Here is a 24,148-nt window from a genome sequence, read left to right on the forward strand (position 1 = left end):
AGAACAGCTAGATCGAGCTAGCCGCGAGCAGGTCGGCCAGGGCTCGCAACCGAGCCGGTATGCCACCGAAGTCCTGGGCGCCGGAGAGGGCACGCTTGAAGTAAAGGTGGGCGTCGTGCTCCCAGGTGAAACCGATGCCGCCGTGCAGGTGCAGCCCCTCCCGCCCCACCAGTTCCGCCGCCTGCGAAGCGCGAATCGACGCCACCAGCGCCGCCGGCTCAATGTCCGTCGCATCCGCATCCGCATCCGAGTCGACGGCGGCCCAGAGGGCGGCGCGGGCCGACTCCAACTCCCCGTGAAGATCGGCCAATCGATGCTGAACGGCCTGGAAGCTGCCGATCGGATGGCCGAACTGCGTGCGCAGCTTCGCGTACTCGATCGTCTGGGTGAGCATAGCCGTGCTCGCGCCGATGGCCTCGGCCGCGCAGAGCAGCATCGCCTCGGTTCGCAGCTGGGCAACGAACCGTTTGGAGACTCGCCCCAGACGAGTCACCGGCACCTCGGTCAGCGTCACCCGAGCGGCAGAGCGGGTCGCGTCGACTCGCCCCAAGCGCTCCAGCTGAGCACCCCCGACGGGCAGCGGCGTCCAGCCGAGTTCCAGCCAATCCTCCTCGGCCGAGTCGAGTGTCACCAATAGTCCGTCGGCGTCGCAGGCCCACTCGACGAGCGAGACCGAACCGCTCACCCGCCAGCCATCAACCGCCTCGCAAGAAGTCAGGGATCGCCCATCGTGGGTGGACACGATAGCGGAACCATCTAGAAATGACGGGAGAATCTCAGCGTCGACGGCCGCCAGCAGCGGTGCGGTGATCGCCGCGCCCGTCGTCAGCGGTGCGGGCACGAGCGCGGCACCCGCCGCCTCAGACACCACGGCCAGGTAGGCCAAGGGCAGCGCGGCCCCTCCCCGCTCGACCGGGAGCCTAAGGCCGAGGGGCGAGAGTTCGCGGCAGAGACCAGCCCAGGCCGCTCGATCCAGCGGCGAATCGGAGGTCCGTTCCTTCGTCACCGGCAGCGGAAACCACTTCGCACAGGCCGCCGCGACACCCTCGGCCAGTTCGGCCCGGTCACTGCGGCCCAGCCGGGGCGCCACCAGCTGCCCGGTACTCACGCAGATGCGCCGAACTGGTCGCGCAGGACCCGGCGCAGCACCTTGTTGCTCGCGCTCCGCGGCAGCTCGTCGATGAAGTAGACGGCTGACGGACGCTTGTACCGAGCCAGGTACTCGGCGCAGTGAGCGATCACATCCTCTTCGGTGATCGCCGAACCCGGCTGACGGACCACGGTGGCGATCGGAGTCTGCCCCCAGCGCTCGTGCGCGATGCCGACCACGGCAACCTCGCGCACACCGTCGAGCTCGGAGATGCAGGCCTCGATCTCGGACGGGTAGACGTTCATGCCGCCGGTGACGACGAGATCGCTACGCCGCTCGGTGACATACACGTAGCCGGCGGCATCGACACTGCCCAGGTCACCGCTGTGGTACCAGCCGTCACGGAAGGTCCGAGCCGACTCCTCGGGGCGATTCCAGTAGCCGATCACCACGCTGGATGAGCGGACCACGAGCTCGCCGACCGACTCGCCATCGCGGGGCAGCTCGTTCCCGTCCTCGTCCAGGACGCGCACCACCGCCTCCAGCACCGGACGGCCGGCGGAGCTATATAGGTCGTCGGCCGCATTGCCTTCGACCACATCGGCGATATCGGTGACGGTGACCAGCGCCCCGGAGACCTCGGTCATCCCCCACCCCTCGAGGAAGCGGTGCCCTACGACCGCGGCCCAGCGCTGCAGGTCGGCCGGATTGGCCTTGGATGCCGAATGCACGAAGGTCCGGATCGTCGCCGCCTTCTCCGGGTGGGCCCGGACGAGCTCAGTCATCGGAACGATCCACGGCGACGGGATGAAGGTGAACGTCCCACGCTCCCGCTCGATCACGTCGAGGAGCTCCTCCGGCGTTACCCGCCCCGTCATGTATACGGTGCCGCAGATGTACATGTGCCCCATGATGAGCCCAAGCACGGTAGCGACGAAGGACATGTTCGAGTGGTAGATGCAGGTGCTGTATTGCGGCGTGCGGTAGCTGTGTGCGTGCTGGCGCAGCGTGTTGCGCAGCGTCCGATGAGTCACCATCGCGCCCTTGGGGCGGCCGGTGGTGCCACTGGTGTACGCGATGATGTACAGGTCGTCCTCGTCGGGCTCGGGCGGGGCCACGTCGCTGCCGCCGGCCACGAGACGCTCGAACTGACTCTCCGACGCATTCCAGTCGCCGATCGGAATGAGTGTTCGCACCGCCGGTACCGCCTCGGCCACCGCCTTGGCGCCGGCCTCTAGCTCCTCAGAGTGGAAGAGCAGGATCGCTCCGGAGTCGCGGACCTGATACGCGGCCTCGTGCTCGGTGAACATGCTGTTGATCGGCACCAGCACCAGCCCGGCTTTGGCCAGCGCGAAGTACAGCTCGAGATACTGCGGACGGGTGTCGCACCAGACGGCCACCCGGTCGCCGGGGAGGCAGCCGCTGTCGAGAATGGCGTTGGCAAGCCGAGTGGACCGAAGATCGAGCTCGCTATACGTTCGTACCAGCCCGTCGAAGGTCTTGAGTGCAGCCAACTCCGGATGCCGCATTGCTGCGCTGGAGACGATCCGCCCGATCTGATCGGCCACGTTGCACCTCTTTCTCTAAACCAAGTGCTTGCTTGGTACGAGCCTAGATCGTTCCACGGTTGTGGTCAATGTAATCCGGCGGCTTACTTGGCCGGTTCGGACGGCTGCAGTCCCAGCAGGAAGAGATCGGCCATCTCCTGCGCGAGTTGCGTCGTCGTCACCTTGCCGCTGGCCTCGAACCACCGGCCGGCGCCCGAGATCGAGCCCATGATCGTGCGGTAGGTCAGGTTCGGGTCGAGACTCGAGCGGAACTGGCCGGACTTGGCTCCGTTGCGCAGTTGAGTGGTCCAGATGCGCCGGATCGTCACCATGTTCTCTTCGAGGTAGGGCAGCACGCCGGTGAGGTAGGCCCAGTCGTTGAGGATCATCCGGACGGCGTACTCGTGCTTCTCGAGCATGAGGATCGACGCGCCGAGGAGCTCGCGGACCGTCTCCGTCGGCTCCTTCTTCGACGCGACGATCTTGTCGTACATGCTCAGCAGCTCGTTCCAGTAGGACTTGAGCAGCTCGTCGGCGATCGACTCCTTCGACGAGAAGTGATAGTAGAGACTTCCGGAGAGAATGTTCGCCGCGTCGGCGATGTCGCGGATGGTCGTCGCGAGAAAGCCGCGCTCGGCGAAGAGCGCCCCGGCGATCTGGACGATCTCGTCGTAGCGCGCCTGGCCGTTGCCGTTGGTGCGTTTGGACGGCGCTGGTGCGCGCCGGCCCGTCTTGGTGCTGCCGGTCTGTGCCATAGGTCCTCCCGACCTGATATTGGTGTCAACCAGACGCTAGCTTGTTACGGCCGCATCCGGGGAAGTGGCGCGTTATCCGGCGCCAATTGTGAGTAATCTGTGCTGTGCCTCGGCGTCGGCTGCTAGTTCCTTGGTGGTTGATGCGTGGACGATCCGCCCCGTCTCCAGCACGTAGACCCGGTCGCTGAGCTCGATTACAAAATCCAGATTCTGCTCAGCCAGCAGCACCGAGACGCCGAAGTTCCGAGGCAGCGTAGCGATCGCCGACGCCAGTTCATCGACTACCAATGGCGCCAGTCCCTCGGTCGGCTCGTCGAGCAGTAGCACCCGTGGGCGCGGGACGAGAGCACGGGCCACCGCCACCAGTTGCTGCTCTCCCCCGCTGAGGTGGTTGCCCTGCTTGCCGAGCAACGGACCCAGCAGCGGTAGCGCATCGGCTAGTTCGTCAACCGTGACGAGGCCTCGACCGTTGGCCGCGAAGCGGGCCAGTTCGATGTTCTCGCGAACGGTGAGCCCGGGGAAGATACGGCGATCCTCCGGCACCCAGCTCACTCCGAGCCGGGCGATCGCGTCGGTGGACATCCCGTCGAGCGAACGCCCGACGGCCGAGATGAGTCCGCGTCGGCGTACTTCGAGGCCCATGATCGCGTTGAAAGTGGAGCTCTTGCCGGCACCGTTTCGTCCAAGCAGCCCGACCACCTCGCCCTCGCCGACGGAGAGGCTCACCCCGAAGAGCGCCTGCGCCGAGCGGTACCAGGCATCGACGCTCTCCAGGCTGAGCATCGTCTCGACGCTCTCGCTCTGCACCGCTTCGTCGCTCATGCTTGCACCGTGCCCTTCTGCCGACCGAGGTAGAGCTCACGAGTGGTTTCATGCGCCGCGACCTCAGCCGGTGTCCCCTCCAGCACGACCCGTCCCCGGGCCATCAGCACGACGCGCCGGGCGACCCGGTGGATCACGTCCATGTCGTGCGCAGTGAGCACGATCGTGAGTTCCGGACGGGCATCCAGTAGTTCGTTGAGCAGGGTCACCGCCGAGCGGGCGTCGTCGTAGGACATGCCGGCGGTCGGCTCGTCCAGCAGCAGGACACGGGGTTCCTGCGCGATGGCCATGATGAGCTCCAGACTCTTGCGGGCTCCTTGAGCCAGGGTCGCCGTGCCTGAGTCGGCCAGCGCCTCCAGGCCGGTCTGAGCCAGCAATTCGTCGACCGTCTTCTCGGCGCGACGATGGCGGGAGAACGCGTCCCAGGCGTGCGGCCGGCGGCGGGCCGAGAGCGCGGCAACCATCATGTTCTCGCGCACCGACATCGAGTCGAAGAGGCGAGCCACCTGAAAGGTACGGCTGATTCCGGCCGTACTGCGTCGCGAGGGAACCCACCCGGTGACGTCCCGCCCTCCGAAGAGCACCCGTCCGCTGGTCGGGCGGTGCTCGCCGGCCATCATGCCGAAGAGGGTCGACTTGCCGGCACCGTTGGGTCCGATGATGGCCAAGCGTTCACCGGCCCGTACCTCCAGGTCGACGTCGGAGACCGCGGGCACACCTCGGTAGCTCTTCGAGACCGTAGCCAGCTGTAGCAGAACGTCGGTCATGACACGCTCTCCCGCTCTACCTGGACACGGGGAGATCCGGCGATCGAACCGGGGGTAGCCGGAGGCGATGCGGCGGGAGAGCGCGATCCATGGCGCCGTCCCGTCCAGGCGGCGCGCCAGCGGGCGGGCAGCGAGGTGAGCCCGGACGGCAGGGCCAGCACGATGATCAAGAGGAAAACGCCGACGAAGACGGTCGAGTCGGTGGTGACCCCACTGAGAGCCTGCTCGGCCAGAATCAGCACTACGGCCCCAACGATCGGGCCACCGAAGATGCGCAGGCCGCCGACGAGGCAGGCCACCAACACCTCACCGGAGATGGTCAGCGAGAGCACGGACGGGCTGACCACGCCCTGCTGCTGCGCGAGCAGTCCACCGGCAACGGCGGAGCCGGCCGCCCCGATGGCGAAGGCGAGGACCTGCACCCGGCGAACCCGGATGCCTAGCGCGGCGGCCCGATGGGCATCGTCGCGGACCGCTCGCATCGCGGTGCCCAGCGTCGATCCGTGCAGCAGCCACAGCAGCCATGCACAGACCATCGCGATCATCACGATGTAGTACCAGATGTCGAGGTCGGACAGCAGCGTCGTTCCGCCCACCTTGATGTCGGTGAGGCCGGCGAACCCGTCGTCGCCGTGCAGTCCGGCGACCCGGTAGGTCAGCAGCCAGAAGACCTGGGCCAGAACCAGGGTCAGCACGGCGAATTCGGCGCCGCTGCTGCGGAGCGCCATCAACGCGAAGACCGCGCCGATGATCGCGGCCACCGCCGCGGCGATGACCAGCAACACCAGGGCATCCACCCCGGGTGCCTTCTCGTGGACGACGGCCAGGGTATAGGCCCCGAGCCCGAAGAAGGCCGTCTGCCCGAACGACAGCAGGCCCGACCATCCGAAAAGCACATTGGTGGAGAGGGCGAAGACGGCCCAGATCATGGCGGTGGCCCAGGTGAAGAGATACGTACCGGTCGCCAGGTGGGGCACGACGACCGCCAGCACGATGAAGCCGGCCAGGACGTGCAGTCCGCCGACGCGGCCCATTCGGTAGGCCGTTGATTGCGTCAACGCACGCACTGCGCTGCCGCGAGCCTGCTCTGGCATGAGAGTCACCGTGCAATCTGGGTTGTACGAGAGGTGCGGCCAAAGAGTCCCTGTGGCCGGACCATCAGGATCACCGCAACGAGGAGGTAGTAGCTGAAGCCTCCGAGAGCGGGGACGTAGCGGAAGAGCAGGCTGTCGATGACGCCCAGGGCGACCGCTGCCACCAGCGCCCCGGGAACCGAACCGAGGCCGCCGACGATCACGACGATGAACGCCGGGATCAGGTAGGAGGCGCTGAGGCTGGTGTCGATAGAGGTGACCGGCGTGATGAGGGCTCCGGCGATACCGGCCAGGAAGGAACCGATGGCGAAGACAAGCGTGCCGACGCGCGGGGCCCGGATGCCCAGCGCCGAGGCCATGGCCCGGTCATGTGAGAGGGCCCGGACCCGGACCCCGATGGAGGTGTGGGTGAGCAACCCCCAGAGGGCTACCGCAATGAGCAGCCCGACTCCGACCACGACCAAGTCGTAGACGGCGATGCGGGACCCGGCGATCGAGATGGAGCCCCCCAGCCCGTCGGGGTAGGCGACCGTACGGGGATTGTTGCCCCAGATATGGACCGCCAGCCCGCCGATGGTCAGGAAGAGGGCGAATGCCCCGAGGAAACCGACGAGTGGGCCCGCCTTGTAGAGGCGGCGGAAGACGACCACTTCGCAGACTATGCCGACGGCCATCACCACCACACCCGCGATGAGAGCCGCCAGAAAGAAAGCCCACATGCTGCTACCGCGCAACACCGTCGTCACCACGTAGGCACCGACGAGGAAGAAGGCACCGTGGGCGAAGTTGAGCACGTGCATCACCCCGTAGATCAGGGTCAACCCGCTTGCGATCACGAAGATCGGGACCCCTTGGGCGGTGCCGGCCACAATGGCCGGTAACAAGGCATTCATCTGGCGACTCCCATCGCTTAGTGCGTTACTTGATGGCTGAACTGAGGACCGTCTTGCAGTCCGTGACCGACACGTTCTCCGGCGCACTGGTGTCGCCCGACAGCAGCGCCGTGGTGATCGGACCGTCCGCGTGGTGGCTGGTGCCGTCCATCGTCATGGTCTCTCCGGTCGGCGTCATGGCCGAGATGCCCGGCATGGCCTTCCCGACCGCGGTCGGGTCGCCGCTGCCGGCCTTGGCGATGGCCGCGGAGAGCATCTCGATGGCCATGTAGCCCTGGTAGGCACCCGTGTCCGGCAGCTGTCCGGCCACCTTCTTGAAGTCGGCGATGAAGGCCGTGTTCGTCGGGTTGTTCTGGCAGCTGTAGAAGTACTCGTGCACGTCGTAGATCGGCGGCGCGGTCCCCTTCAGCGACACAGCGGTGCTCCAGTAGACGCCGGTCTGGGCCATGACCGCGTAGTCGTCGAGGAGACCGAGCGGACGGGCCTGCTGGATGAAGCTCGTGGTTCCGGCGCCGTAGACGCCGAGGAAGAGGCCGCGGGTCTCCTTGGTGCCGGTCTGGCTGCTGGCGATGGCCGAGAGCTGAGTCTTGAAGTCGGTGGCCGTTGCGGGCACATACACCTCTTTATTGGTGACGACCTCCTTGCCGGTCACCTTGGAGATCTCGTCCCGCGTCTGGGTCCAGAAGCCACGGGTCACGGACTGGTCGTAGGCGAAGACATCCCACGTCTGGACGTTCGGGAAGAGCGCGGCGAGCGCCTGCCCGTTGGCCCGAGTGAGGTCGGTGTCGAGTTGGCCGGTCATCCAGAAGTTGGGCGAGACGGGCGGGTTCACCAGCGTCTTAGATGTGCAGTGGGCCCCGATGAAGATGATGCCGAAGCGATTGGCCGCCTGCGCCTCCGCCTTGCAGAGGTCACTGGTCTGCCCACCCACCGCGAGCTTCACGCCCTTGGAGTTGAGGTCGCGCATGACAGTCGCGGCCTGGGTCGCGCTCAGCTGGTCGTCGGCCTTGACCATCTCCAGCTTCTGACCCTTGATGCCACCCTTGGCATTGATCTCGTCGATCGCCGTCTGCACGCCCTGGCCCTCGAGGCCGGCGATCGTGGCCTGAACCCCGGAGAACGGAAGGACGACGCCGACCTTGATCGTGCCACTGCTGGAGCCTGAGCCGCCGGATGAGCTACTGCTCTTGTCGCTAGCACAAGCTGAGATTGTCAGGACGATCGCGGCCACTCCGGCAACGACCGTCAGACTACGAGAGCGTTTCTTCATGCTGCACCCTTCTTGGTTGTAAAACTCGCGAGAATCGCGGAGAGGCGATCCGGGTCGGATACCGGCCAGCCGAAGTACGAGGTGACCCGCCCAACCCGGTCACCGAGGTGCGCACGGGCTAGGTCGGGCATCTGTTCCGGAGTTCCGGAGATGGAAAACAGATCGATGAGTTCGTCATCGACCAGGTCTGTCATGTCGCTCCAGCGCCCCTCTTTGGACAGCTTCGTGAGTTCCGGCTGGAGGCCGTCGTAGCCGGCCAGTTCGAGCACGGGACGGTAGGCGGGAGTCGAGGCGTAGAAGGCAAGCTGGCGAGCCACATCCGCCCGCATGGCCGACAGCTCCTCCTCGGTGTCCCCCATCGCCATGAAGAGCGGGATGGAGAGCTGCAGCGCGAGCGGGTCGCGACCGGCCGTCTGGCTCCCAGCCGCGATCGCCGGGTAGGCGACCTTCTCGAGATACTGCGGCGTGGTGAAGGTGTGCAGCAGCACCCCGTCGGCCACCTCGCCGGCCATCTGCATCATCCGCGGGCCGACCGCCGCGAGCAGGATCGGAATCTCGTACTCGTGCGGGGCCGGCACCCAGAACGGGCTCATCAGCGTGTGCCGGTAGAACTCGCCCTCGAAGTTCAGGCGCTCGCCGGTGCGCCATGAGCTGAAGATCGCGCGGGTGGCCAGCACGAACTCGCGCATCTGGGCGGTCGGGTTGATCCACGGCATCGAGTAGCGACGTTCGATGTGGGCCTTCACCTGGCTGCCCAATCCCAGGGCGAACCGCCCCTGCGAGGCGTGGGCCAGGCCCCAGGCGCTGTAGGCCACAGTCATCGGGGTGCGGGCCAGAGCCACCGCGATCGCCGTGCCGACCTGCAGCTTCTCCGTCGAGCGGACCGCTTCGTAGGCCTGCAGGAACGGGTCGACGCCGGCTTCGGTGCACCAGACCCCGGAGTGCCCGGCCGCCTCGGCACCCGCCGCGAGCTCACCGGCTCGGCGCAGGTCCTTCTCCATAAGCGTCACGTCGATGTGCATTGAAGTCCGATCTATTAACCAAGCAAGTGCTTGTTTTGTGAGTATGGTCAGGCACCCATGTGATGTCAAGCACAAGGTGTGAATCGTTACGTCAGAGCGGCTTCTCATACATGCCGTGCTCCGACACCAGGAAGATGGGCGACGCCGAAACATCAACGAAATTCGACTCATCCTCGACGAGTCGACGGGCTGCGGCACGCCCCTTCGGGGTCGAGAACGTGCGCTCCACCGCTTCGACACTCTCGAACCAGAGCTCGACCACACCGTCATAGGCCGGCGGGGCGCTTCGCGACGCCTGCAGCGCATCGTTCAGCGGCGCGGAGAGCGTGTGCGACTGCACGTACCGGATGAAGCCGAGGTCATCAGCCAGCTCCACCCCGAGTTTCCCATGGCTCCCTTGCCAATACTCCTGAAACTCCTCGCGGGTCAGGTCAGCCCGGCGACGCAGGCAGAAGAGCAGCTTCACCTGAGCGGTTCCGCTCGCTGCGCTCATCGCAGGACCGCGAGCTCGTACTCGGCGCCGCCTTCGAAGACGCTCCCCTTTCCGACGCAGAGAACGCGATTCAGCCACGCGTAGTCCGGGTGCGCCGTCTCGAAGACGGGCGTGGAGAAGACGGGTGCGCTCATCACGCCGCCCGACCAGTCGGCCCGACCGAGGTAGCTCATGAAGAGGCGGGCGCCGTCGTCGGTGCGGAATGCGATCCGCACGTCGATGAAGGTGGTTCCGTCCGGACCCATCACCAGCCAGTCGGCGGCTGAGGTCCCGGCCTGGGTGGCGTGAAATCTATCGCCGGTGAGTTCGGCCCGAACGATCGGCCCGATGAGGCGGCGACCCCGTGGCGTGTCAGCCACCATCTCCGGTCGATTCAAGTAGGCGGTGAAACGGCAAAGCGGTTCGAGATCCACGCTGATCCTTTCGATGATGCTATCGACAGCCAAGCGCTTGCTTGGGTAGGGTAACCCCATTCGACGACCAGAACAACGACTTCTTACGGACGGATCAGATGCGCCCGAAGTACAGCGAACTTCCCCTCCTACCCGACACCGATCTGCGGCACGCGTGGGACTACTTCGGCGACGGCGATGCACTCGGCACCCTCAACCTGCTCACCGAGCAGCGGCGGCGTGCGGCTGCCACACTCGCCCGCCAGGGGAGGACGGTGAACCTCTCGCTCCCCCTCACTGAACCGGCCGCGGCCCCCTTCGGACGACTGGCCCTGCAGCACGAGGTGTTCCGTACCAGCAGCTTCAGCTGGGATGACCGCATCACCCGTCTGGACATGCAGGCCTCGAGCCAGTGGGACGGCCTGCTGCACGTTCAGCACCGCACCTACGGCTTCTACGGCGGACGCCAGTCCGGGCCGGAACCCTTTGACAAATTGGGGATTCAACGCTGGGTTGAGCACGGCATCGTCGGCCGCGGCGTCCTGCTCGACCTGGAGACGTACTACCGCGAGGCCGGGGAAGAGTTCGACCCACTGCAGCCGACCGCTGTTCCGCCCGAGGATCTCCTGCGGGTAGCCGAGGCGCAGGGCGTCGAGCTACGCGAAGGGGACATCCTCTGCCTGCGCTTCGGCTGGCTGGCTGCCCACGCCCGGGCCGACCAGTCCAGTGCTGACGGCACCGGCAGCGCGGAGAGCGCCGACATGGCAACTTCTACAGATGCCGCCAGCAGCTCCGCCGGGACGGCCGAGGCGCACGGCGCCGGGCTCCACGCCGGAGTCGAGACGGCCCGCTTCCTCTGGGACCTGGGCGTGGCCGCGGTTGCCTGCGACAACCCGGCGGTCGAGGTCCAGCCGGGAAGCCGGGACGTCGGCTATCTGCACCACCGACTACTCACGATGCTCGGCATGCCGCTGGGCGAGCTCTTCGCACTCGACGAGCTGGCCGACGAGTGCCGGGCCAGCGGAAACTGGGACTTCCTCTTCATGTCCGCACCGCTCAACGTCCCCGGGGCCATTGGCTCCCCAGCCAACGCGCTGGCCCTGCTGTGAACGCCCCGAGCGCCTCCGATCGCGAGGAGTTCACCTATGAACACTGAAGAACTCAGCGATCGCGAGGAACTGCGCGATCTCGTCCAGGCCTACTGCCAGAGCATCGACCGCGGGGACGCCGAGGCGGTAGGCGAACTCTTCGTCGGCGATGGAGTCTTCGTCACCTCCACCGGACGCAACGGCACGGCGACCGGGCGGCCGGCCATCGTTGCCCGGGTCGAACTGCTCATCTCAACCTTCGCCGCGACCAGCCATCACGTGACGTCAACCAGTTTCGTGTTCACCGGTAAGGACATCGTCGAGTTGGAGTCGTATCTCTACGCGTGGCATCGGTTCCGGGAGCAGCGTCCCGACGGCTATCTCTGGGCTCGCTACGTCGACACCGCGGTGCGCACGACCGCAGGCTGGCGCCTGCAGTCGCGCACACTCAAGGTGGTCGGCGAGGTGGACTTCCCGTTCGGCTGGGTGCCCTACCGCAGCGAGTAGATGTCGTAGCGGACGCCACCGTCGGCCAGACCGCCCTTGCCGACGAACTGCACCTTGTTCATCCAGGCATAGCGCTCGTCCTCGATCTCGAAGCCGACCGAGATGTAGACCGGCGCCGAGCCCGATCCGGCCGACCAGTCGGCCCGCCCGTGGTATTCGACGTAGACGAAGGCGCCGTCGTCTGTGCGCAGTGACATCCGGACGTTGGGGCTGGCGGTGCCGTCGGGCGCCATCAGCAGCCAGTCGGCCGCTGATTCGCCGCGCTGCCCGGCCTGGAAGCCGGCGCCCTCCCAGCGCGCATCGCGAATGCCGACGATCATGCGCGTGCCGGCTGGGGTGTCCCCGACGAAGTCGGGCTTGAGAACGGAGGCCGTGTAGGTGCAGAACGGTACTAGTTCCATTGGGTTTCTACCTTTCGAAGACATGGGCACAGGAGACGGCGGTGCTGGCCCGGATCAGGCCACCACCGCACTGGGCGAAGGCACGCTGAGCGCCGGCGACCTGACGGGCGCCGGCGTCCCCGCGCAACTGCTGGACGACCTCATAGACCTGGGCCATCCCGGTTGCCCCGATCGGATGCCCCCGGGCCACGAGTCCACCGGACGGGTTCACCGGCATCGCGCCGCCGAGTGCTGTGTGGTTGGTGAGGGCCCACTTCTGCTCCTCGCCCGGCGGGCAGAGTCCGGACTCGGCCCAGGAGACGATCTCGCCCGGTGAGGTGGCGTCATGCACCTCGGCGAAGTCGATGTCCTGCGGACCGAGACCGGCCTGCTCGAAGGCGGCGCGAGCCGACAGTTCGTGTGAATCGGAGGGCCCGTGCGTCTGGGCCGGCAGCGAGCGCAGTTGCGAGGCCAGGATCGCGACGTCGCGCTCCCCGCCGCGGCCACGGACCGCGGTGACCACGGCGGCCGCCGCGCCGTCACCGATCGGTGAGCACATGAGGACGGTCAGCGGGCCGAGCACCGAACGGGAGGCCATGATCTCCGCCACCGTGCGCGGGGTCCGGCGCTGGGCCATCGGGTTGAGGACGCCATTGGCGTGAGCCTTCGCCGCCACCGTCGCGAAGGCCTCCGGAGTGACGCCCCGTTCGTTGATCAGCAGGTCGGCGACCTTGGCGTATCGATCGATAAAGGGGCTGCGGGTGACACCGGCCCCCTCTCCGAAGTCCTGGAAGTCGATGTCCATGCCGCCCATGAAGGCCATGAAGCTCTTCGTCTTGTCCTCGAAGAAGAGCTTCTCCGCCCCGACTGCGAGGACAGTGTCGTACTGGCCACCGGCCACGCTGCTCCAGGCCAGGTGCAGCGCATTGGCGCCTGAGGCGCAGGCGTTCTCCACGTTGTTCACCGGCAGCGCGCCGGCGCCCATGTGGTGCATGACGGTCTCGCCACGGATGCACTCCTGGCCGGTGGTTACACCGGCGGTGGCATTGCCGAAGAAGACAGCCTGAATGTCGTCCAGCCCGACCTCTGCGTCGGCCAGAGCTGCGTTGATCGCCTCACTGGCCAGGTCTTTGATGCTGCGGTCGGGGTAACGCCCGAACGGGGTCATTCCGACCCCACTCACCACTGTTTTCCGCATCGTCCCTCGTCTCTTTCGGTTCGTATGGGGCTTGGCTTCGGCTTCGGTAGTACGGCGCCCAGCTGAACGCCTTCAATCAGTCGCGGGCCTGGTAGCGCCGCTCATAGCTGCCGTCGGCCGTCCGCCCGCCGTCGACCACCAGCACCTGTCCGGTGATGAAGGCGGCGTCGTCGGAGGCCAGGAAGGCCGCCGCCGCGGCGGCCTCCTCCGGTCGACCCTGGCGGCGCATCGGCTGCATGAGGTCGCGTCGGTGGCTGAGCACGGGATCATCACCGAAGTCGCGGCGCACCATCGTCGAGTCGATGACACCGAGGGAGAGCGCGTTGGAGCGGATTCCCCGTTCGGCGTAGCGCACCCCGAAATGCCGGGAGACCGCGATGAGGGAGGCCTTGGAGGCTTCGTAGGAGAGCGACGAGCCGCTGCAGATCATGCCGGCGATCGACGTGACGAAGACGAAGGCGCCGTGGCCGCGCTCCAGCATCGCCGGCAAGGCCCCCTGGGCGACGAGCCAGTGCGACCGGACGTTGACGTCGTTGATGAGCGCCCAGTCCTCGACCGTCTGCGTGCGGGCCGGGAGCGAACCGGTGATGCCGACGTTGCAGATCACCACGTCCAGCGGGCCGATCGCCTCGGCCGCTGCGCGCGCCAGTGCGGCCGACTCCTCGATCGATCCGGCGTCAGCTCGCAGTGCCACGCCCCGCGACTCCTCGAGCGCGTCGACGGTGGCCTGCGCCCGGTCCAGGTCGCGGTCGGAGACGGCCACCCGAGCTCCCTCGGCGGCCAGGCGCAGTGCGATGGCGCGCCCGTTGCCCATGGGCGCGTCCGCGCCGACGCTCCCCTCGGAGCCGCCGCCGACCACCAGGACGTTGCGCCCCTCGAATCGTCTTCCCAGCTGCATGGGTCTCCCTTCTTTACCAAGCAAGCGCTAGGCTAGCACGATCAGCCACGAGTGAGGAGCCCATCGATGAACATCGATCTGGAGACTTTCTGCCAGCAGGCCGAGGAGTTCATCTCGGCGCACTATCCACGCCGCTCCGCACGGGCGGGGAGCGAGCACGCCGCGGTGGCGGTGATCCCGGAGCGGAGCGCCGCGCAGGAGGCAGCCGAGCTTCCGGAGGCGATCCAGTGGCGCAAGACGACGTTCGACGCGGGCTTCGGCTGGATCGACGGGCCGGCCGAGTTCGGCGGACGGGGCCTGCCGCCGAGCTACGCCGACGCCTACCGGCAACTGGAGCGGCGATACGCGGTGCCCGACGAGGGGTACACCCGTTTCAGCGTCGGCATCCTCTGCCCGACGCTGCTCGCCCACGGCGGCCCCGAATTGAACGGACGGTATCTGCGGGCGCTTCGCCGGGCCGACATCGTCTCCTGCCAGCTCTTCTCCGAGCCCGACGCCGGGTCTGACCTCGCGTCGGTGCGGACCCGGGCCGGGCGAGACGGTGAGTCGGGTGACTCATGGCGGATCAACGGGCAGAAGGTCTGGACGTCCGGAGCGCACTACAGCGAGGTCGGCATGTTGCTGGCCCGTACCGAGCCGGGCAGTCGCCGCAACGCCGGCCTGTCGGTGTTCATGATCGAGATGGACCAGCCCGGCGTGGAAGTCCGCCCGATCCAACAGCTCACCGGCGGCAAATCGTTCAGTGAGGTGTTCCTCGATGACGCGCGGGTGTCGGCGCAGTCGCTGGTCGGCGAGATCGGGCGCGGCTGGGACGTCATCAACACAACCCTTCGCCACGAGCGGGCGGTCATCGGCAGTGACGGCGCGGTGGATCTGGCCCTGGTGCCCCGGCTCATCGACTTGGCCAGGCGTCACGGCTGCTGGGACGACCCAGTGGTCCGCGAGGCCACCGCCGACATCTACGCACGGGCTCAGGCCGACTCGCTTATGACCTTGGACTTCCTTGATCGGGCCGAGGGTGGGATGCCCGGTGCGGAGATGTCGCTCTCCAAACTCCGCCTGACCGACAACCTGCAGCGCATCTCCGCGCTCGCCCAGCGCATCCTCGGGGGATCCTTCGTCACCGAACTGGACGATGACTTCGGCTGGAGCCAACTCGCGCTGACGCTGGCCGGTCTGCGGATCGGCGGCGGCACGGACGAGGTACTGCGCACCATCGTCGCGCAGCGAGTGCTGAGCCTCCCCCGCAGCTAACCGCGCGGGCTACTGGGCCGTCGTCTGGGCGTGTTCCGATAGCGGCGGCCCTTCGACGGCAGTCGGATGAAACCGAAGAACGCCAGTACTGCGACACAGACCGCGACCACACCGGCAATGATCCCCACCAGCGGCAGCGCCATCTCCGGACCCATCCGAATGTCGGCGACGTTGCCGGCCGGATCGCGGGGGTCGTAGACCACAGTTGGTCGCTGGCCGACTTTCGGCTCCGGGCTAAATTTGAAGTTGCCCACGTCGGCCCGCACCTCACCCTTCGGCCCCTGGAAGACAAGAGTGACGAAGGAGGTTGACGGCTTGGCGCCGTCGTGGACCGCGACGATGCGCGCTTCTGCCCGTACCCCGTGATCGCGTAACGCCTGCGCGTCATCGAGCGCGTTGAGAGACAGCAGGATGACGAAGACACCGACCAGCAGGAGGAGCACCTGCGCTGCGGTCTCTCCAGTGAGTGGCTTGAGCGACCCTCTCAGGCTTCTCGCCACACGTCGCCGCACGGACGGATTCTGGCACGACAGAGCGGCACTCGCACGCCGTGAGAGCGCGTCGAGTCGTCCACCAAGGACGACGAAGAGTTCAGAGCGCGGAGTCGGGGACGTTCATGATGTCGAGCGACCCGGCCAGCACCAGGCTGCACTCCGCCGGCACGAGGGCCAGTCGCTCAGCCGCGAAGAACGCCGACACGGCGACCTTGCCCGAGTAGAAGTCAACGTCAGCGGCCGACCGATCCAGTGCCGCCGCCGCCACGTCTGCGCTCCAGGCCAGCAGCCAGCCGACCAGCAGTTCGCCGAGGGTCATCAGCAGGCGCGTTGCCTGCAGCCCGACCCGGTACAGCTCGGTCGGTTCAGTGACGGCAGCCCGCTGCCACTCCCGCATCCGCTCGACTGCGCCACGGAAGGCCTCGACAGCCGCAGCCAGTTCACTCTTGGAGCCGGCCCCGGGCACGGTGCAGAACGTCTCGATCCCGGTGAGCAGACGGCCGAGGGCCTGGCCGTCATCCCGGACGATCTTGCGGAAGAAGAGGTCCAGGCCCTGGATCGCGGTCGTCCCCTCATAGACCGTGTCGATCTTCGCGTCGCGGATGTACTGCTCGATCGGGTAGTCCTGCAGGTAACCCGACCCGCCGAAGACCTGCAGCGAATCGGCCAGCAGGGCATAGGCCCGCTCGGAGGAGAAGCCCTTCACCACCGGCAGCAGCAGGTCGTTCAGCTCAGTCGCTTCGCCGGCGTCCCGCCCCTCCGCCAGCGCCCGGACGCGCTCGTCCTGAACCGAGGCCGAGTAGAGCACGAGCGCCCGAAGTCCCTCGGCGTACGCCTTCTGCTGGAAGAGACTGCGCCGCACGTCGGGGTGGCCGATGATCGGGATGTCGGGGGCGTTGCGGTCGCCGCGACGGCTCAGGTCCGGACTCTGCCGGCGCAGCTTGGCGTAGTTCAGGGCGTTCAGATACCCGGTGGAGAGGGTCGCCATCGCCTTCACACCGACCAGCATGCGGGCGTACTCGACAACGTGGAACATCTGCGCGATGCCGTCATGGGTCTCGCCGAGCAGGTACCCGATGGCGGGCTCGCCCGCACCGAAGGTGACCTCGCAGGTCGAGGAGACGCGCAGCCCCATCTTGTGCTCGACGTTGGTGACTCGGGCGCCGTTGCGCCGGGTCAGCTCACCGGTCTGCGGGTCGGTGAGGAGCTTGGGGACGACGAAGAGGCTGAGCCCCTTGGTGCCCGGGCCACCAGCCCCCGGCGTATCCACCGGACGGGCCAGCACGAAATGCACGATGTTCTCGGTGAGATCGTGCTCGGCGCTGGTGATGAATCGCTTGACCCCCTCGATGTGCCAGGTGCCGTCGGCCTGTGGGACCGCTCGGGTGCGCCCCGACCCCACGGCCGACCCGGCATCCGGCTCGGTGAGGACCATGGTCGCCCCCCAGGCCCGGTCGACCATCGTCCGGGCCAGCTCTTGCTGCTCAGTCGTGCCGAGTTCGTAGAGCACCTGGGCGTGCGTCCACCCAGCGGCATAGATGAAGAGCGCCGGGTTGGCGCCGAGAGTGAACTCGGCCATCGCCCAGCGCAGCGACGGCGGGGCGGCTATGCCCCCTAGCTCCGGCTCGATATCGAGACGCCACCACTCCGCCGCCACGTACTCCCGCCAGGCCGCTCCGAAGTTCTTCGGCAGCTTCACCTCGGCGGCGACCGGGTCGAAGGTCATCTCGGAGAGGTCACCGTCGGGGAAGGACTCGGCGAAGCGCTCGACGGCCAGTTCCTCGGCGGCGGTCAGCATCGTCCGGGCCGTCTGCTCGTCCAGGTCAGCCCAGTCGCCGGTGCCCAGAACAGCGCCGCGGTTCAGCAGTTCGAAGAGAACGAACTCGACGTCACGCCGATTAGCCTGATAGTGACTCATGATTCTCCTCGCTCGTTCCCAATCGATTTCCGTCTAGAGTCTAGTACACCAAGCACTTGCTTGGTAACGTACGCAGCACTATCGCGAAAGGAATTCGGATGCAGGTATCGATGCACGACCGCGTTGCCCTGGTCACCGGGGCTGGACGGGGATTGGGGCGAGCCTATGCCCTGGACCTGGCTCGTCACGGAGCAACCGTGGTGGTGAACGACGTGGGCGGCAGCCTGCGCGGTGACGGCACCGACCCGGACGAGCCGCCGGCGGCCGATCAGGTCGTCGCCGAGATCGTCGCCCTGGGCGGCAGCGCGATCGCCAACTACGACTCGGTGGCGTCCCCTGAGGGCGGCGAGGCGATGGTCGAGCTGGCGATGTCGACGTACGGCCGTCTCGACGCGGTGATCAACAATGCCGGCATCCTGCGCGACCGCACCATGGGCAAGCTCGATTGGGACGATGTCGGCGCGGTACTTGACGTGCACCTGCGCGGCGCGTTCCACGTGACCCAGCCCGCCTTCCGCGAGATGCGCAAGGCCGGCTACGGCCGACTCGTCTTCACCTCCTCCAACGCCGGCACCTTCGGAAACTTCGGGCAGTCCGTCTACGGCGCGGCCAAGGCGGCGCTGGTCGGCCTCTCCGGGGCCACCGCCATCGAGGGCGAGCGCTACGGAATCCGGAGCAATGTCGTCTGCCCTATCGCCCGGACCCGGATGACCGAGTCGATGCTCGGACCGCTGGCCGCGGCCCTGGACCCCGAGCAGGTCGCTCCGCTGGTGACGTATCTCTGCAGCGAAGATTGCGAGCGCACGCACGCCGTCTACTCGGCCGGCGGCGGCCATTTCGCCCGGGTCTTCACCGACCTCACCAGCGGCTGGCAAGCTCCGTCCGCCCCGACGGCCGACATGATCGCCGACGCGCTCGGCGAGATCGAAGCCGACGGCGAGTTGCTGCGACCCGAGTCAGCCACCGACGAACTCACCGCGCTGGCCACCCACCTGCGCAGCGCCGCGGGGAGCCTCTGACTCGTGCCAGTGCCCGCGCCTGCGTCCCACGCGACCCGACCGACTTTTGGAGAGAACCTATGACGGCCACCGAGCTGACCGAACTCATCGACATCGATTCGACCCTCTCAGAGGATGAACGACTTATTCGCAAGACGGTCCGGGAGTTCGTCAGCCGTCGAGTTCGTCCTTATATTGCCGAGTGGTTCGAGGAGGGCATCTCTCCCAAGGAGCTCGCCACCGAGCTCGGCGGTCTCGGCCTGCTCGGCATGCACCTCACCGGCTACGGCTGTGCCGGAACCAGCGCGGTGAGCTACGGCCTGGCTTGCCTGGAGCTGGAGGCCGGTGACAGCGGACTACGCAGTTTCGTGTCGGTACAGGGTTCGCTGTCGATGTTCTCGATCTGGAAGTACGGCTCGGAGGAGCAGAAGCAGGAGTGGCTACCCCGACTGGCCGCCGGCGAGGCGATCGGTTGCTTCGGCCTGACGGAGCCGGACTTCGGCTCGAATCCGGCCGGGATGCGCACTCGCGCCGTTCGGGACGGTTCGGATTGGCGCCTCACCGGCACCAAGATGTGGATCACCAACGGCAGCCTGGCCGATGTCGCGACGGTCTGGGCCCGCACTGACGATGGGATTCGTGGCTTCCTGGTGCAGCGCGACACCCCCGGCTTCACCACCAGCGACGTCCACCACAAGCTCTCACTGCGGGCGTCGACGACCTCCGAACTGGTCCTCGACGACGTGCGTCTGCCCGAGTCGGCGATGCTCCCCGAGGCCCGCGGGCTCTCCGGTCCGCTGGGCTGCCTGAACGAGGCCCGGTTCGGGATCGTCTTCGGCGCACTGGGTGCGGCCCGGGACTGTCTCGAATCGACGCTGGCCTACGCCGGCGCCCGCGAACAATTCGATCGCCCTATCGCCGGGTTCCAGCTGACCCAGGCGAAACTGGCCGACACCGCGCTCGAGTATTACAAGGGACTGCTGCTCGCGTTGCACCTCGGGCGGAAGAAGGACGCCGGTACCCTGCGCCCGGAACAGGTGAGCCTCGGCAAGCTGAACAACGTCCGCGAGGCTATCGCCATCGCCCGCACCTGCCGCACCATTCTGGGCGGATCCGGCATCACCACCGAGTACCCGGTGCTGCGCCACGCCAACAATCTCGAGTCGGTATTGACCTACGAAGGAACCAGCGAGGTGCACCAGCTGGCGATCGGCCAGGCGCTCACCGGAATCTCGGCCTACCGGTGAATCCGCGGCTACAGTGTCGCATCGGGAGCAGGGGCGTGCGTTGAGCGGCGCCATCGGTGAACAGACGCTGGCCATTCTCGGCGGGACCGGGGACCAGGGGCGTGGGCTGGCCTATCGCTTCGCGAGCGCCGGAATGCGGGTGCTGATCGGCTCCCGCGATCCGGAACGGGCCGCCGTCACCGCCGCCGAACTCTCGGCCATGATCACCGCCGGATCCGTGCGGGGCGGGACGAACTCCGATGTCGCCTCCGACGCCGATCTCGCGATCATCGCCGTCCCGTGGGGCGCGCACGCAGCGACGCTGGCCCCACTGGCCGCTGACCTGGCCGGGAAGATCGTCATCGACTGCGTCAACCCGATTGGCTTCGACGAGCGCGGCCCGCACCGGCTCGAATGTGCCGAGGGGAGCGCCGCCGAGCAAGCCGCGCAGCTGCTGCCCGAGTCAAGGGTGACGGCCGCCTTTCATCATGTGAGCGCGGTGCTTCTGGCTGACCCGGCGGTCGCCGACCTCGACCTCGATGTGATGGTGCTCGGCGATGACCGAGATGCCACCGACACGGTGGCCGCACTGGCCGAACTGCTGCCCGGGGTACGCGGAATCTTCGCCGGACGGCTACGCAATGCCGGCCAGGTGGAGGCGCTAACGGCCAACCTCATCGCTGCAAACCGGCGTTACAAGACGCACGCCGGCATTCGGATCACCGGAATCTAAACGAGATTCACCCATCTCCGCGCAAGCCGGGATCAGCGTCCGTAAGTTCGTTCAGGGTTTGCTGGGATCTGGAGGGAGTGAGATCGAAGTCCCCGGCGTATTGCTGGAGGGCGGCCGGTGCGCCCGCGCGCTGGTCGGTGCCCCCGATTCCGGTCACTCTCGCAGAGCCGGTGTCGGGATTGGGATTGACGTCAAATAATGGGGATAGCCGCCAGCGGCCTGCTGGTGCAGGAAGCTACGGAACTCTGCTGCCGCTCTGGTGCCGGTCGAACCGCTCCAACAACAGGACGGAGCGGTCATCGATCTGTGTGAGCGTGTTCCGGAGCACGCGGATGCCCGCCAACTCCGCCAGGTCGAGGGTGGTCTTCTCCCACGCCATGACGTCCCACCCGTCGTCGCGATGTGGAAATTTGGCAATGAGCAACTGTCGCCGTCACGGACGGACGCTTTCGGAGGGGGTCAAGTTAGGTCCGTTCCATCGACTCGACGCCGAGATGGGTGCACTGCTGCGCGAACCCGTGGCTCTCAAGTTCCTCAGGCTCTCCGTGGGCGACGACGGCTGACCAGCTTCGCGGCCAGGATCGCCACCCGGGCCAGCAATCGATGCCCCAGGCGACGACGGGCATCGCGCTAGGAAGCGCGCGAACGCACGTAGTCCTCGAGCGCGTGCCGAGCCAGTGCAGAAAGACTGACACCCTCGTCCTCGGCGACTCGCTCTGCCTGCGCGCGCAACTCCTCCGGCACCCTGAACTGCACGCGCGGGGAATGCACCGAGCCGCCCGATAAGGACTTGCCGCCCGGGATCAGGTTTCGACGGCGTACCTCGGCCAACATCTCGTTGGCGATCTCATCCGCAAGCTCGTTCGTCAGCCGGCGGCCATCCTTGAGGATGAACTCTTCCTCGTCCAGGCCGAGGTCAGGTCCGACCACGTACTCAGTTTTCGTCTTCCTCGCCATCACCCTGCCCCTTTCTAAACTCGGACTGATCGCCGACCTGAATCGGATCCACCGAGTTCATCACCGCCACAATGTGCGCGACTCCGATCTTGTGTCGACGACCGGAACGCACAACCCGTATCCCAGTCATGTCGAGTATGTCATACATGCTCGAAGGTTCGCCACGTCAGAGCCGATCCCCACGGGCCCCGAGCCGGTGCGCGTCACGGGCCCGGCCGTCCGCGGCAGACGCGGCGTAGCGCCCGACCATCTCCCGCGACCGCCAACCCCCCCAGCCGCATCAGGTCGTGCTCCTGCCCACCGGTCGCCAGCCAGTCGTGGGCGAACGTATGCCGAACTGGTGCGGGTGCACGGGCGGAACCCCCGCGTCTACGCACCGCCGTTCAAGCATCTGACGTACCCCTGAGTCGGTCATGCGCCCCTTATCGCCGAGCCAGAACGGCGAGGAGTCCGCAGCGGCGTGACGACCACGGAAACGCAAATATCGGCGCAGAGGGTCGGCGGTCTTCGACCCGAACGGGCAGGCACGGTTGCGCCCGCCCTTGCCGACAACGAGCGCGACTTGATGCTCGAAGTCGACGTCCTCGACGCGCAGTACGCACAGCTCCCCCGCCCGCATCCCGGTGTCGAGCAGCAACCGGATCATCGCAGTGTCACGACGGTTCTCGAAGGTGTTGCCCTTGCACGTAACCAGCAATGCCGACAGCGCCGCATCGTCAGAATCGGCACCGGTTGCTCGGGAACCGACGGCGGGCTCATCCGCTCCATCGGCGAGCGCGGGATCTCGCCGTGCTCGCGAGCGATCGTCCCCGCCCCGTCTGACATCCCGTTGGCGGCGAGATAGTCGGTGAACGACTCCCCCACCGACAGGTATAACGCAATGGTGGCGAGCGACCGCCCACAGGCCCGCCGCGAGATCCGTCAGTCGGGCAGTAGCCCGACGAGAGGCGCCACAGCGGGCGATTTCACCTTCGGCATGCGACGAGTGTAATCGTCCGTAATGCCTGTGTGGGATTTCGAACCTCTGTTGATGAGCGTAGAGGCCTTATATTTACAGGGATTGTGGGGCGGGTCGGGCTCGAACCGACGACCCAGGGATTATGAGTCCCTTGCTCTAACCAGCTGAGCTACCGCCCCGCGCGAGTCGGCCGGCAAATCACCTGCGCACCCACGGTCGCGCGTCGGATCCTCGCGCGAACATCCAAACTCTAGTGTGCGGTAGCCCAGCGCGGCGCGTCGGGGCAAAATCTGACAAATCGCCCAGTGTCAACGCCACAGACAGCGACTTGGGGGGTTTTTGTCCCGGATTCCGGGAAGAAAACTCCCCAAGTCGCGAGAGATCAGGTGACGACCCGGATCGTCCAGAAGTCAGACGCCAGGCCATTGTCGGTCAGGTAGGCGTACGGCATGTGGAAGTACCCCTTGTCGCCCCAACCAGTCCCCCACGAATTGCGGACGATGAAGCGCTGCGCCGAGTCGTCGTATCCGACGGCCATCACCGCGTGACCGCCGATCACCGACTCATTCGGCGACGGCATCGGCACGATTCCCGTCTTCGCCACCGCCGCACTCTCGAAGCTCTGGTACACCGTGAAACCGAAGACGAACGGGTAGCCGGCGGCCAGACAGCCGCGCAACTGCTGCTCGGTCGCCACCACCCGCTGGTAGCTGGTCGCCCGGTTCTTCAGGGCGGCGGTGTAGCACTTGGCCGGCGGCTTCTTCCCCGCCGGGTCGCCGGCCGGCCAGGTTCCGTCCGGCTTGGCCGGCGTCCCGTCGTAGGGCCAGTCGGGTTCGGGACAGACACCGAGCTTGTGGACGCTCTTGATGCCGTCGCGGATCTGGGCACCGGCGTCGCTGCCGATGTTGTGCTCCATCGCCCGCTCGTTGTAGTAAATGAACAGCCGCGACGGCATGAAGTCCGTCAGCTTCTGCTTCAGCAGCTCGAACTCGAAGGCGCCGCCGATAGCGTTCGCCGTGCAGCTGCCGATCTGTTCCTGGTCATAGACCGGCGGACACTGCGGCCGCAGGTCCACCTTGGGTGGGACAACGATGGTGCTGATCCGGGGCGCGGTGAAGATGTGGTCGCGTGCATCCGGTAGATCGCGTACCCAACCCAAGCGGGCAGCGGTGTTGGACGAAGTCGCCATTGGTCTCTCCTCGTTTCGGCTGCTCACGACTCCGTCCCCCGGATTCCGTGAGTCGCTCTCGATTAGGTCTGTCACCGTCGCAGAGGAGCCGCCGATCCCCCTGATACATGCGACGACTTCCGACGACCGGCGCCGCCATCGATCCCCAACGCTGCGGAGCCACCGGTACCAGCCGCCCGATGGTGGTGAACTTACGCCGAAATGC

The 24,148-nt window shown here is 66.9% G+C and carries 27 protein-coding genes and 1 tRNA gene; 6 read left to right on the plus strand and 22 right to left on the minus strand.

Annotated features, from left to right (window positions below; genetic code table 11):
• Nucleotides 1–7: 7 nt before the first annotated feature.
• The 11 genes from CPH63_RS19070 to CPH63_RS19120 all read right to left on the minus strand — a co-directional run bounded on the left by CPH63_RS19070 (nt 8) and on the right by CPH63_RS19120 (nt 10,166).
• The gene (locus CPH63_RS19070) at nt 8–1,108 is read right to left on the minus strand and encodes an acyl-CoA dehydrogenase family protein (RefSeq protein WP_096304355.1); all 1,101 of its coding nucleotides are present in this window, start codon (nt 1,106–1,108) and stop codon (nt 8–10) included.
• The gene (locus tag CPH63_RS19075) at nt 1,105–2,658 is read right to left on the minus strand and encodes an AMP-binding protein (RefSeq protein WP_096304356.1); all 1,554 of its coding nucleotides are present in this window, start codon (nt 2,656–2,658) and stop codon (nt 1,105–1,107) included. The genes CPH63_RS19070 and CPH63_RS19075 overlap by 4 nt, the downstream gene beginning before the upstream one ends.
• A gap of 83 nt (nt 2,659–2,741) precedes the next feature.
• On the minus strand, nt 2,742–3,392 hold the full coding sequence (locus CPH63_RS19080; RefSeq protein ID WP_096304357.1) for a TetR/AcrR family transcriptional regulator: 651 nt from the start codon (nt 3,390–3,392) through the stop codon (nt 2,742–2,744).
• Nucleotides 3,393–3,464: 72 nt separating this feature from the next.
• Nucleotides 3,465–4,214 (minus strand): ABC transporter ATP-binding protein, encoded by a 750-nt coding sequence (locus CPH63_RS19085; RefSeq protein ID WP_096304358.1) that lies wholly within the window; start codon nt 4,212–4,214, stop codon nt 3,465–3,467.
• Nucleotides 4,211–4,981: an ABC transporter ATP-binding protein gene (locus CPH63_RS19090; RefSeq protein WP_096304359.1), complete on the minus strand. Its 771-nt coding sequence runs from the start codon at nt 4,979–4,981 to the stop codon at nt 4,211–4,213. The genes CPH63_RS19085 and CPH63_RS19090 overlap by 4 nt, the downstream gene beginning before the upstream one ends.
• Nucleotides 4,978–6,075 carry a branched-chain amino acid ABC transporter permease gene (locus CPH63_RS19095; RefSeq protein ID WP_096304360.1) on the minus strand — a complete coding sequence of 366 codons (1,098 nt, stop codon included), beginning with the start codon at nt 6,073–6,075 and terminating at the stop codon, nt 4,978–4,980. Before CPH63_RS19095 ends, CPH63_RS19090 begins: the two co-directional genes overlap by 4 nt.
• A 5-nt stretch (nt 6,076–6,080) precedes the next feature.
• Nucleotides 6,081–6,968, minus strand: coding sequence for a branched-chain amino acid ABC transporter permease (locus tag CPH63_RS19100; protein WP_096304361.1), 888 nt, complete (start codon nt 6,966–6,968; stop codon nt 6,081–6,083).
• 25 nt (nt 6,969–6,993) lie between these two features.
• Nucleotides 6,994–8,238: an ABC transporter substrate-binding protein gene (locus CPH63_RS19105; protein WP_096304362.1), complete on the minus strand. Its 1,245-nt coding sequence runs from the start codon at nt 8,236–8,238 to the stop codon at nt 6,994–6,996.
• Entirely contained in the window at nt 8,235–9,260 is a 1,026-nt protein-coding gene (locus CPH63_RS19110; RefSeq protein WP_157749655.1) for a TIGR03617 family F420-dependent LLM class oxidoreductase, read from the minus strand. Before CPH63_RS19110 ends, CPH63_RS19105 begins: the two co-directional genes overlap by 4 nt.
• A 91-nt stretch (nt 9,261–9,351) precedes the next feature.
• Nucleotides 9,352–9,753: an EthD domain-containing protein gene (locus CPH63_RS19115; protein WP_096304364.1), complete on the minus strand. Its 402-nt coding sequence runs from the start codon at nt 9,751–9,753 to the stop codon at nt 9,352–9,354.
• Nucleotides 9,750–10,166 (minus strand): DUF3237 domain-containing protein, encoded by a 417-nt coding sequence (locus tag CPH63_RS19120; RefSeq protein ID WP_157749656.1) that lies wholly within the window; start codon nt 10,164–10,166, stop codon nt 9,750–9,752. The genes CPH63_RS19115 and CPH63_RS19120 overlap by 4 nt, the downstream gene beginning before the upstream one ends.
• 98 nt (nt 10,167–10,264) lie before the next feature.
• Here CPH63_RS19120 and CPH63_RS19125 point away from each other — a divergent pair, with 98 nt between their 5' ends.
• Nucleotides 10,265–11,254 carry a cyclase family protein gene (locus CPH63_RS19125; protein ID WP_096304366.1) on the plus strand — a complete coding sequence of 330 codons (990 nt, stop codon included), beginning with the start codon at nt 10,265–10,267 and terminating at the stop codon, nt 11,252–11,254.
• 36 nt (nt 11,255–11,290) lie between these two features.
• Nucleotides 11,291–11,740 (plus strand): nuclear transport factor 2 family protein, encoded by a 450-nt coding sequence (locus tag CPH63_RS19130; protein WP_096304367.1) that lies wholly within the window; start codon nt 11,291–11,293, stop codon nt 11,738–11,740.
• Here the strand turns inward: CPH63_RS19130 and CPH63_RS19135 are convergent.
• From CPH63_RS19135 to CPH63_RS19145, 3 genes are all read right to left on the minus strand, one after another.
• Nucleotides 11,725–12,141 (minus strand): DUF3237 domain-containing protein, encoded by a 417-nt coding sequence (locus CPH63_RS19135; RefSeq protein ID WP_157749657.1) that lies wholly within the window; start codon nt 12,139–12,141, stop codon nt 11,725–11,727. The two genes, CPH63_RS19130 and CPH63_RS19135, sit on opposite strands and share 16 nt — an antisense overlap.
• Before the next feature lie 7 nt (nt 12,142–12,148).
• Entirely contained in the window at nt 12,149–13,318 is a 1,170-nt protein-coding gene (locus tag CPH63_RS19140; protein WP_096304369.1) for a thiolase family protein, read from the minus strand.
• Between the two features lie 76 nt (nt 13,319–13,394).
• Nucleotides 13,395–14,216, minus strand: a complete 822-nt coding sequence (locus CPH63_RS19145) for an SDR family NAD(P)-dependent oxidoreductase (RefSeq protein ID WP_096304370.1) — start codon at nt 14,214–14,216, stop codon at nt 13,395–13,397.
• 66 nt (nt 14,217–14,282) lie between these two features.
• Here CPH63_RS19145 and CPH63_RS19150 point away from each other — a divergent pair, with 66 nt between their 5' ends.
• Entirely contained in the window at nt 14,283–15,470 is a 1,188-nt protein-coding gene (locus CPH63_RS19150; RefSeq protein WP_096304371.1) for an acyl-CoA dehydrogenase family protein, read from the plus strand.
• On the opposite strand, the gene CPH63_RS19155 is transcribed toward CPH63_RS19150, so the two are convergent.
• Together CPH63_RS19155 and CPH63_RS19160 are read right to left on the minus strand one after the other, a co-directional pair.
• Complete coding sequence (locus CPH63_RS19155; RefSeq protein ID WP_157749658.1) at nt 15,467–15,982, minus strand: DUF3592 domain-containing protein; 516 nt, start codon at nt 15,980–15,982, stop codon at nt 15,467–15,469. The genes CPH63_RS19150 and CPH63_RS19155 overlap by 4 nt on opposite strands.
• A 79-nt stretch (nt 15,983–16,061) precedes the next feature.
• Nucleotides 16,062–17,882, minus strand: coding sequence for an acyl-CoA dehydrogenase (locus CPH63_RS19160; RefSeq protein ID WP_096304373.1), 1,821 nt, complete (start codon nt 17,880–17,882; stop codon nt 16,062–16,064).
• Between the two features lie 98 nt (nt 17,883–17,980).
• Here CPH63_RS19160 and CPH63_RS19165 point away from each other — a divergent pair, with 98 nt between their 5' ends.
• Genes CPH63_RS19165 through npdG form a run of 3 tightly spaced genes read left to right on the plus strand, consistent with a single transcriptional unit; the run spans nt 17,981 to nt 20,839 of the window.
• The gene (locus CPH63_RS19165) at nt 17,981–18,901 is read left to right on the plus strand and encodes an SDR family NAD(P)-dependent oxidoreductase (protein WP_096304374.1); all 921 of its coding nucleotides are present in this window, start codon (nt 17,981–17,983) and stop codon (nt 18,899–18,901) included.
• Between the two features lie 59 nt (nt 18,902–18,960).
• Complete coding sequence (locus CPH63_RS19170; protein WP_096304375.1) at nt 18,961–20,127, plus strand: acyl-CoA dehydrogenase family protein; 1,167 nt, start codon at nt 18,961–18,963, stop codon at nt 20,125–20,127.
• A 40-nt stretch (nt 20,128–20,167) separates the two neighbouring features.
• Nucleotides 20,168–20,839: an NADPH-dependent F420 reductase gene (npdG, locus tag CPH63_RS19175; protein ID WP_096305290.1), complete on the plus strand. Its 672-nt coding sequence runs from the start codon at nt 20,168–20,170 to the stop codon at nt 20,837–20,839.
• 235 nt (nt 20,840–21,074) lie between these two features.
• On the opposite strand, the gene CPH63_RS22840 is transcribed toward npdG, so the two are convergent.
• From CPH63_RS22840 to CPH63_RS19200, 6 genes are all read right to left on the minus strand, one after another.
• Nucleotides 21,075–21,263, minus strand: a complete 189-nt coding sequence (locus tag CPH63_RS22840; RefSeq protein ID WP_197704452.1) for a HipA domain-containing protein — start codon at nt 21,261–21,263, stop codon at nt 21,075–21,077.
• A gap of 206 nt (nt 21,264–21,469) precedes the next feature.
• Nucleotides 21,470–21,769 (minus strand): hypothetical protein, encoded by a 300-nt coding sequence (locus CPH63_RS19185; RefSeq protein WP_157749659.1) that lies wholly within the window; start codon nt 21,767–21,769, stop codon nt 21,470–21,472.
• Nucleotides 21,770–21,773: 4 nt separating this feature from the next.
• The gene (locus CPH63_RS22455) at nt 21,774–21,944 is read right to left on the minus strand and encodes a hypothetical protein (RefSeq protein WP_157749660.1); all 171 of its coding nucleotides are present in this window, start codon (nt 21,942–21,944) and stop codon (nt 21,774–21,776) included.
• A gap of 132 nt (nt 21,945–22,076) precedes the next feature.
• On the minus strand, nt 22,077–22,442 hold the full coding sequence (locus CPH63_RS23810) for a tyrosine-type recombinase/integrase (RefSeq protein ID WP_371363536.1): 366 nt from the start codon (nt 22,440–22,442) through the stop codon (nt 22,077–22,079).
• Between the two features lie 417 nt (nt 22,443–22,859).
• A tRNA-Ile gene (locus CPH63_RS19195) sits at nt 22,860–22,933 on the minus strand.
• Between the two features lie 203 nt (nt 22,934–23,136).
• The gene (locus CPH63_RS19200) at nt 23,137–23,943 is read right to left on the minus strand and encodes a C1 family peptidase (RefSeq protein ID WP_096304377.1); all 807 of its coding nucleotides are present in this window, start codon (nt 23,941–23,943) and stop codon (nt 23,137–23,139) included.
• Nucleotides 23,944–24,148 lie beyond the last annotated feature (205 nt).

Source organism: Jatrophihabitans sp. GAS493 (assembly GCF_900230215.1).
GTDB lineage: Bacteria > Actinomycetota > Actinomycetes > Mycobacteriales > Jatrophihabitantaceae > MT45.

Excerpts from the sequence above, each read along its gene's own strand:
- CPH63_RS22455 (WP_157749660.1), bottom strand. The coding sequence starts at position 21,944 with ATGTATGACATACTCGACATGACTGGGATACGGGTTGTGCGTTCCGGT.
- CPH63_RS19150 (WP_096304371.1), top strand. The coding sequence starts at position 14,283 with ATGAACATCGATCTGGAGACTTTCTGCCAGCAGGCCGAGGAGTTCATC.
- CPH63_RS19080 (WP_096304357.1), bottom strand. The coding sequence starts at position 3,392 with ATGGCACAGACCGGCAGCACCAAGACGGGCCGGCGCGCACCAGCGCCG.
- CPH63_RS19085 (WP_096304358.1), bottom strand. The coding sequence starts at position 4,214 with ATGAGCGACGAAGCGGTGCAGAGCGAGAGCGTCGAGACGATGCTCAGC.
- CPH63_RS23810 (WP_371363536.1), bottom strand. The coding sequence starts at position 22,442 with ATGATCCGGTTGCTGCTCGACACCGGGATGCGGGCGGGGGAGCTGTGC.
- CPH63_RS19100 (WP_096304361.1), bottom strand. The coding sequence starts at position 6,968 with ATGAATGCCTTGTTACCGGCCATTGTGGCCGGCACCGCCCAAGGGGTC.
- CPH63_RS19140 (WP_096304369.1), bottom strand. The coding sequence starts at position 13,318 with ATGCGGAAAACAGTGGTGAGTGGGGTCGGAATGACCCCGTTCGGGCGT.
- CPH63_RS19200 (WP_096304377.1), bottom strand. The coding sequence starts at position 23,943 with ATGGCGACTTCGTCCAACACCGCTGCCCGCTTGGGTTGGGTACGCGAT.
- CPH63_RS19105 (WP_096304362.1), bottom strand. The coding sequence starts at position 8,238 with ATGAAGAAACGCTCTCGTAGTCTGACGGTCGTTGCCGGAGTGGCCGCG.
- CPH63_RS19135 (WP_157749657.1), bottom strand. The coding sequence starts at position 12,141 with ATGGAACTAGTACCGTTCTGCACCTACACGGCCTCCGTTCTCAAGCCC.
- CPH63_RS19110 (WP_157749655.1), bottom strand. The coding sequence starts at position 9,260 with ATGCACATCGACGTGACGCTTATGGAGAAGGACCTGCGCCGAGCCGGT.
- CPH63_RS19090 (WP_096304359.1), bottom strand. The coding sequence starts at position 4,981 with ATGACCGACGTTCTGCTACAGCTGGCTACGGTCTCGAAGAGCTACCGA.
- CPH63_RS19170 (WP_096304375.1), top strand. The coding sequence starts at position 18,961 with ATGACGGCCACCGAGCTGACCGAACTCATCGACATCGATTCGACCCTC.
- CPH63_RS19145 (WP_096304370.1), bottom strand. The coding sequence starts at position 14,216 with ATGCAGCTGGGAAGACGATTCGAGGGGCGCAACGTCCTGGTGGTCGGC.
- CPH63_RS19130 (WP_096304367.1), top strand. The coding sequence starts at position 11,291 with ATGAACACTGAAGAACTCAGCGATCGCGAGGAACTGCGCGATCTCGTC.
- CPH63_RS19125 (WP_096304366.1), top strand. The coding sequence starts at position 10,265 with ATGCGCCCGAAGTACAGCGAACTTCCCCTCCTACCCGACACCGATCTG.
- CPH63_RS19165 (WP_096304374.1), top strand. The coding sequence starts at position 17,981 with ATGCAGGTATCGATGCACGACCGCGTTGCCCTGGTCACCGGGGCTGGA.
- CPH63_RS19095 (WP_096304360.1), bottom strand. The coding sequence starts at position 6,075 with ATGCCAGAGCAGGCTCGCGGCAGCGCAGTGCGTGCGTTGACGCAATCA.
- CPH63_RS19160 (WP_096304373.1), bottom strand. The coding sequence starts at position 17,882 with ATGAGTCACTATCAGGCTAATCGGCGTGACGTCGAGTTCGTTCTCTTC.
- CPH63_RS19115 (WP_096304364.1), bottom strand. The coding sequence starts at position 9,753 with ATGAGCGCAGCGAGCGGAACCGCTCAGGTGAAGCTGCTCTTCTGCCTG.